Here is a 6,830-nt window from a genome sequence, read left to right on the forward strand (position 1 = left end):
GCCGTAACACCATCGCGCAGGGAAAGCCGGAATGCTTCGGTTGAACCTGTGGTCCTACCCCCGTGCTTTTTGTTGCACGGGACCCATGGGTGCAACCGGCACCCGGCTTTCCCTGCGCCCTCTGCTCGATGAGAGGGTGAAACGAGACGCAAAGCTCGGGCGCAAAACGCCGCGAGAATGCGGACGCGCATCCTCACGCTGTTTGATATTCAAATCAGAACCCATCTCCGTCATTGCGAGCGCAGCGAAGCAATCCATAGTGCCCCTCGTGGAGACGTGGATTGCTTCGCTGCGTTCGCAATGACGAACTCGTCGTACCAGCATGCGCCGGGACGACGCCGGTGCCAGAGCGGTGCCTGCAATCAGCGCTTCGACTTCTTGGCCTTCTTTTTCTTGGTAGTTTTCTTGGTAGTTTTCTTGGACGTTTTCTTTGCCGACTTCTTGGCTTTCTTTGCCGACTTCTTGGCGGCCTTCTTGCCGGCCTTTCTGGTCTTCGTTGCTTTCTTCTTCCTGGCCGCCGCTACCTTCTTCGCCACTTTCTTGGCGGCCCTTCGCACCTTCTTCACGGCTGTCGTCGCGACTTCGGTGGTGGCCGTTGCGGCGGTGCCGAGCGTGTCGGTCACTTGATCGATTACGGGCTTGTCGTCGTCCATGTCATCCCCCAACAGTTGAACGAGAGCACAACGATAGCCGGATTCTTGAAAGCGTCAAATCGATGTCGCAGTCCGTGCACTCCGCACTTCGGCGTAGGCGGCAAGCGCGGTTGTTCGCTGGGACTGATGTCAGCCATCGCGGAGGCCGGCATGGCAACGGCCTGCGGGACGTCGCCGGGAACTGAGGGGGCGCCGACCGGAGCTTCGATTGTCGGCTCAGCGCCGCTATTGCGCGGGCGTGGCGCGCCTGCGGTCGAGCGCGACGAGTGCATCGCTCAGGATCGCCTTGATCCGGTCGATGCCCTGCGGATCGAGCACGGATGGATCAAGGTAGAAATCCAGCCCGGCCGTGCGCTCGACGATCACATCGCCTTTCGCGGTGTCGTCGAGCACGTTGTCGATGGAATAGGGGATCACCTCGCGGCTGATGCCCTTCATGGTGATCGCGGGCAGCGGGTGGGCCTGGATGATGTCCCTGGCCAGCGCAAAGGTCTCGTAGCTGACCACGATGCCTCCGGGCTCGGCGATCGATTGCAGCCGCGCCGCCAGATTGGCTTCGGCGCCGATGATCGTATAGTCCATCCGGTCCACGCTGCCGAAATTGCCGACATTGCAGTAGCCGGAATTGATGCCCATCCGCGACTTGAAGGGCTGTTCAATGCCGGCGGCGCGCCACTTGGCGTTCAGCTCCAGCAGGCGGCGCTGCATCTTCCAGGCCATCTGGACGCAGGCCTCGGCATCCGCCCGGTCCCCCCTGGTTTCGGGATCGCCGAAGAAGATCAGCATGGCGTCGCCGATGAACTTGTCGATCGTGCCGCCATGCTGGTGGGCGATCTCGGACATCTCGGTGAAATACTCGTTGAGCAGTTGGGTGATCTGCTCCGGCTGCAGCCGCTCGGTGGTGGCGGTGAAGTTCTGGATGTCCGAGAAGAAGATCGTCAGTTTCTTGCGCTCGGTGTGAATGGTGACGTCCTTCTGGCCGCTGAAGATGCTCTTGTAGATCTGCGGCGGGATGTAGCGCGATATCTTCAGCGACAGCGTCGCGAGGAAATCGTTGTTGGATTCGAGCTCGCGGTTCATGGCCCGGATTTGCCGGCCCTGGCGGCGCTGCATCATCAGGAAGGAGAGGCCGCTGATGCTGGCCAGCGCCAGATAGGCGAGCAGGTATTTGAAGGAGAACAGGTTTGCGGCGATCGGTTGTGTGATCGCGACCTCCTGGATGCCGCGGACGTCGCCCACCTTCCAGTCCGTCTTGGGGCTCTCGGGATGGGAGTTGTGGCAACTGACGCAGGCCGGGCCCATGACGACCGGGGCGACCAGCCGGACGCGGTCGCTGAACAGCGATGTCGTCGTGTCGACGATCTTCTGGTCCGGGTTCGTGCGCAGGCTCTGCAGCGAAGCTTTCTCGAACTCATCGAGCTGGTGCGGTGCCCGATTCTTGAACGGGAAGTCCGAGACGAAGCGGTAGGTGATGTTCTGCTGCTGCTCGCTGATGACCTTCCCGAGCTCGAGCGACAGCGTCGCTGGGATCGGGATGGCGCCCGGAATGGTCTCGTAGTTGTGGACCACCTGGGTCTGGCCGGGATGGGACAATATCCGCCCGACGACGTTCGAGGCGTAATAGGAGCGAACGCTGCTGACGAGCGAATTGAGATCATTGGCCTGCCGCCGGAGTGCGACTTCCGCGAGATTGGTCAGGTCGAGCCATACCGCGACCGGAAGGGCAGCGAGCAGCAGTGCAATCAGGAACCCTGTCAGGGCCGCGGAGCGTATTTGTCTGGGATTGCTATCCATCGCGATGATCCGATTCCTGCTCGTCCGCAGGCTAAACTTCCATTGCAACCATCGCCTGTAAAGCGCGGCTACGAAGCAGCTTTCTTCAAATTGATGCGTAACTGGCGCGATCTGCGGCGGCGGCCGAAGGTGGGGATGCCGGCAGTTAATTGCGGCCCTGGCTTAGCCGGAGAGGCAATCGGGAGCGAGAAAATGCAGTTCGGAGCGGCTCCGTCATGCCCGGCGCGAGGCCGGGCATGATGGTCGGATATCGATGGCGCGGGCGCTTACTTCGGTTGTCCGACGATGCGGATATAGGGCTTCGGCGCCTTCCAGCCTTCGGGGTAGATCGTCTTGGCTTCGTCGTCGCTGACGGAGCCCGCGATGATGACGTCCTCGCCCTGCTTCCAGTCGGCCGGCGTCGCGACGCGATGCTTGGCGGTGAGCTGCAGCGAGTCGATGACGCGCAGTATCTCCTGGAAGTTGCGGCCGGTGGTCATCGGATAGACCAGCACCAGCTTGATCTTCTTGTCGGGGCCGATGATGAAGACGTTGCGGACGGTCTGGTTGTCCGCCGGCGTCCGGACGAGGGGATCGCCCGAGGTCGAGGCGGGCAGCATCTCGTAGAGCTTGGAGACGTTGAAGTCGGTGTCGGCGATCATCGGGTAGTTCGGCGCGGCACCCTGGGTCTCCTCGATGTCAACAGACCATTTGGCATGGCGGTCGACGGGATCGACGGAAAGGCCCATCAGCTTGACGCCGCGCTTGTCGAATTCCGGTTTCAGCTTGGCGAGCGCGCCGAGCTCGGTGGTGCAGACCGGGGTGAAGTCCTTGGGATGCGAGAACAGGAGCGCCCAGCTATTGCCGATCCAGTCGTGGAATTTAATTTTGCCCTCGGTGGTTTCAGCTTCGAAGTCGGGGGCGGTCGCGCCAATGGGAAGTGTCATGGTTTTGCCTCATGCTATTGAAGTGGCTAAAGAAAATCTTTTCTGGGTGACCGGCGAGTATAGGCACAACAAGGGCTTAAGTGAACCACTGTAGCTAAAAGGTGAAATCATTCTCTTTTGTGACGGAACTCCAAGCAACTTCTTTTGATCGGCCCGCCTGCGGCGAAAAAACCCATAATGCCCGCAAGAGCACGGATTGCCGTGGAATTGCCTTTTATGGTCCCCATCTCCGCGGTCCGGTCTGCTAATAGGCGCGAACCGTGACAGCCGTCACAGCGACCAATTGGCAACTATGTACAAATGTCGAAACCCCGGTTTCGAATCGGTAACCACTCGTTTACGCCGGCATGGAAATGCTGGACTGAAATAAGGAACTGAGAAGTCTCGCTATGTCTGCCCCTAGTATCGAGGCGACCGATGTGGTCGCCCTGCAACCGTCCTGCCGCAAGACTGCCGCCCATGCCCTCACCATCGTACGCGATGGCGTGATCACCGGCGAAGGCCCCACCACCAAGGGCCGCATCCACTTTTCCCGAGCGCTCGATGCCGATGACGCCGCCTGGTGCGCGCGCATCCTCACCGCCTCCGCCGTTGCGCACCAGCCGGTGAGCCGGGAGGAGGTCGCGGCGTTGTTCGAGATCAACGAAGCCGCGGCCGAGCGCAGCGACGATGGCCGTTTCGACGACCTCCTGGCCAAGGCGGTCGCCCATCACGCCGCTTCGATGTCCGGCCTGCCGGTGCCGCCCCGCACGGTGGCGCTGTCGCCGGACACCGACATCGAGAGCTGGGCGCCCACTCACGCCGCCAATATCGACACCCAGGTGCTAGAGTGGATCGCAAGCCAGATGCGTGGCAAGCGCCGCACCAGCCACGCGCTCGCCGCGATGGTCGCCACTTTGGTCGGCGCCGCGGCGTTGCCGCTGGCGCAGTTGCCGAACGTGTTCGATATCGGGTTGGTGTAAGTCACCCGATCGCGAAAAGGGTATTAACGGCGGGGCTACTTCCCCGCCGTTTTCTGTTTGCCGCTCTCGACGTCAAGCCCCAGCGTCCGCCCGGGGAAACCGGCGACGTCGAAATAGCGGGTCGACAGCACCCGCTGGAATTTGACGACCGTGCGCAGCCCGTTGCCGGCCGGCTTCGAGGTGATGGTGCCGTCGGCCATCTTCGGGACGATGCCGTTCGGGATCGCTTCCGACACCACCCGACCCAGCAGCCCGCCATTGGCGCTGGTGCGGAGGTCGAGCAGCTTGGCGATGGTCATGCCGACGTCGGCGTTGCTGACAGGAAGGGGATCGACATAGCCGGATTTGAAGTCGGGTCCGATCGCCGCCATGAAGTTCAGCGTGTCGCCGCGGCTGAAGCTGCCGTGCATGCCCTGGCCTTGGCGAAGGACCGTGTCGGCGACCTGGACCGAGCAGTTGGTTGGCTCCTCGCAGCCCGACGACCAGGAGCGGAAGTTGACCACGATCGACGGCGTCGGGGTCACCGCCTTGCCCCGCAGGTTGAGCTGGGAGATCGGCAGCGTGCCGGGGAAGCGTCCGAACCGGTCATCGACGAAGAGGCCGCTGACATAGTCCTGCTCCAGCAGCGCCTTGATGACGCGGCCAGTGAGCTTCTTGTCCCGGTTCGGCAGATAGACCAGGTCCGACCCGCCGTTGGTGGCCACGACAACATCGGGCTTGGTTGGATCCTGGCCGAGCACGCCGTTGCCGGCCTTGGGATGGGCGTTGTCGGCGACGCGCGCGTTCTTGTCGTTGGGATCGAACAGCGGCAGGTCCAGCGCCTTGGCCAGATCGATCGCCAGGAAGCCCATCGGCAGGAAATCCTTCGGCGTATCGTCGTAGGAGATCTTGGCCGAGGGGCTGGTCTTGCTCTCTTTCGAGATCGTCGAGAAGCCGTGGTCGGCGGAGACGATGATGTTGGTGGAAGAGGCGAGCCCGAGTTCGTCGAGCGCCTTGCGCAATTGCGCGAGGTTGTCGTCGGCGTTCTTGATCGCGGACATCGAGGTCGGCCCGTTGATCCCGGGCGTGATCGTGTTGAGGCTGTCGCCCGTGTTGTGCTGGCTGCCGTCAGGGTCGCGCGACCAGAACACCAGCACGAACGGCTTGTTGCGGGCCTTGAACATCGGCAGCACGACCTTGGTGGCGACGTCGGCGAAATAGGCCTGCTGGGCGACGTTGGCCACGGTGGTGCCCGGCGTCTTGGCGTCGCCGGCCTTGCCGTTGTCGCCGCGGCTGGGCGTCGTCAGCGCCAGGTTGGCCTTGGCGAGCCCATCCTTCACCTCCTCGGACAGGGGAACGCCGTTCTTGCCGCCAGTGGAATCGTCGAAGATGATGGTGTGCTTGCCGCGATCGGTGTGGTCGAACAGCAGCGTCGGGCCGACCTTGCCGATGGCCGCGGTGCTGAAGCCCTTCTCGCGCGCCATCTTCAGGATGGTCTCTTCGTTGAGATAGTCGCCGTTGAAATGGTCGTCGATGTCGGCCAGCACCGCATCGTTCTCGATGAAGGGCACAACGGTGTCGCCCGCCGGCGCCGAAGAATAGCCGGTGTAGATCGTGTTGCTGAAAGTGCCGGTGTCGCCGAGATAGTGGCCGGTCGACATGGTCGAACTGTTGGCCATGGTGAAGGTCGGAAACAGTGAATGCGAGTTCTTGAAGTTGACCCCCTTGTCGCGGATATCGGCCATCGTCGGCGCCGTCTGCGGGGTGACGATGCGGGAGCGCAGACCGTCGGGGATGAACAGGATCACGTTACGTGGCGTGTTGTTCTGGGCCGATGCGGCCCCGGCCGCGAGCGTGATCAAGCCTGCCGATAGCAATGTTATTGTGCGGCGCATCTTCATTTCCCCTGTCAGCAGCAACTTCCCGCGATCGATCGTCGCACCCGTTTAGTTTTGCTATATGACAGAATTGTTACATCTGGCCACGATGCCCGTCGAACTATCGAGTCATCGCTCCGAGCTTCGCATCGCGATCAGTTGTGTGCCGCCTTGGGTAGCCCGGCGCGCAGTTCGGCAGCATGCTCACCCCGCCGCCCGAACCGTGCGTAGAGCGCTGGCAGAACGGCGAGCGTCAGCAGGGCCGCGCTGATCAGGCCGCCGATGACCACGGTCGCCAGCGGCTTTTGTACCTCCGCGCCCGTGCCGGTGGCGAAGGCCATCGGCACGAAGCCGAGCGCCGCCACCAGTGCGGTCATCACGACCGGGCGAAGCCGGGTGAGGGCGCCATTCTCGATTGCCTGTCGCAGCGGCATGCCGTCCTCATGGAGCTTACGGACCAGGCTCAACATCACCAGGCCGTTCAGCACGGCGACGCCGGACAGCGCAATGAAGGTGAGCGTCACGAGAGGATCGCCGTGCCCGGCCTTGACTTGCGCGGAATGCTTTGGATTGCCCGATCGGGGTGATTGACGCTGCCGCTGGGCGATGATTGGGTGCTCCCCTCTGAAGGGACCTCTG

At 62.5% G+C, this 6,830-nt stretch carries 6 protein-coding genes; 1 reads left to right on the forward strand and 5 read right to left on the reverse strand.

Features of this window, described 5'->3' with window-relative positions; all coding sequences use genetic code 11:
• Nucleotides 1–362: 362 nt before the first annotated feature.
• The 3 genes from ACZYOF_RS41195 to ACZYOF_RS41205 all read right to left on the reverse strand — a co-directional run bounded on the left by ACZYOF_RS41195 (nt 363) and on the right by ACZYOF_RS41205 (nt 3,373).
• Nucleotides 363–653, reverse strand: coding sequence for a hypothetical protein (locus ACZYOF_RS41195; protein ID WP_282528212.1), 291 nt, complete (start codon nt 651–653; stop codon nt 363–365).
• A 225-nt stretch (nt 654–878) separates the two neighbouring features.
• Complete coding sequence (locus tag ACZYOF_RS41200) at nt 879–2,447, reverse strand: adenylate/guanylate cyclase domain-containing protein (protein ID WP_463719330.1); 1,569 nt, start codon at nt 2,445–2,447, stop codon at nt 879–881.
• A gap of 266 nt (nt 2,448–2,713) precedes the next feature.
• A complete protein-coding gene (locus tag ACZYOF_RS41205) occupies nt 2,714–3,373 on the reverse strand; it encodes a peroxiredoxin (protein WP_130581893.1) in 660 nt (219 codons plus the stop codon).
• A 389-nt stretch (nt 3,374–3,762) separates the two neighbouring features.
• Here ACZYOF_RS41205 and ACZYOF_RS41210 point away from each other — a divergent pair, with 389 nt between their 5' ends.
• Nucleotides 3,763–4,335, forward strand: a complete 573-nt coding sequence (locus ACZYOF_RS41210; protein ID WP_463719331.1) for a hypothetical protein — start codon at nt 3,763–3,765, stop codon at nt 4,333–4,335.
• Between the two features lie 35 nt (nt 4,336–4,370).
• On the opposite strand, the gene ACZYOF_RS41215 is transcribed toward ACZYOF_RS41210, so the two are convergent.
• Nucleotides 4,371–6,209: an alkaline phosphatase family protein gene (locus tag ACZYOF_RS41215; protein ID WP_463719332.1), complete on the reverse strand. Its 1,839-nt coding sequence runs from the start codon at nt 6,207–6,209 to the stop codon at nt 4,371–4,373.
• Nucleotides 6,210–6,346: 137 nt separating this feature from the next.
• The coding region (locus ACZYOF_RS41220) for an efflux RND transporter permease subunit (protein ID WP_463719333.1) at nt 6,347–6,830 on the reverse strand (484 nt) is incomplete at its 5' end.

The sequence above is a fragment of the Bradyrhizobium sp. LeoA1Lang genome, from assembly GCF_055413685.1.

Coding starts and splice junctions, on each gene's coding strand:
- ACZYOF_RS41195 (WP_282528212.1), bottom strand. CDS start 653: ATGGACGACGACAAGCCCGTAATCGATCAAGTGACCGACACGCTCGGC.
- ACZYOF_RS41200 (WP_463719330.1), bottom strand. CDS start 2,447: ATGGATAGCAATCCCAGACAAATACGCTCCGCGGCCCTGACAGGGTTC.
- ACZYOF_RS41205 (WP_130581893.1), bottom strand. CDS start 3,373: ATGACACTTCCCATTGGCGCGACCGCCCCCGACTTCGAAGCTGAAACC.
- ACZYOF_RS41210 (WP_463719331.1), top strand. CDS start 3,763: ATGTCTGCCCCTAGTATCGAGGCGACCGATGTGGTCGCCCTGCAACCG.
- ACZYOF_RS41215 (WP_463719332.1), bottom strand. CDS start 6,209: ATGCGCCGCACAATAACATTGCTATCGGCAGGCTTGATCACGCTCGCG.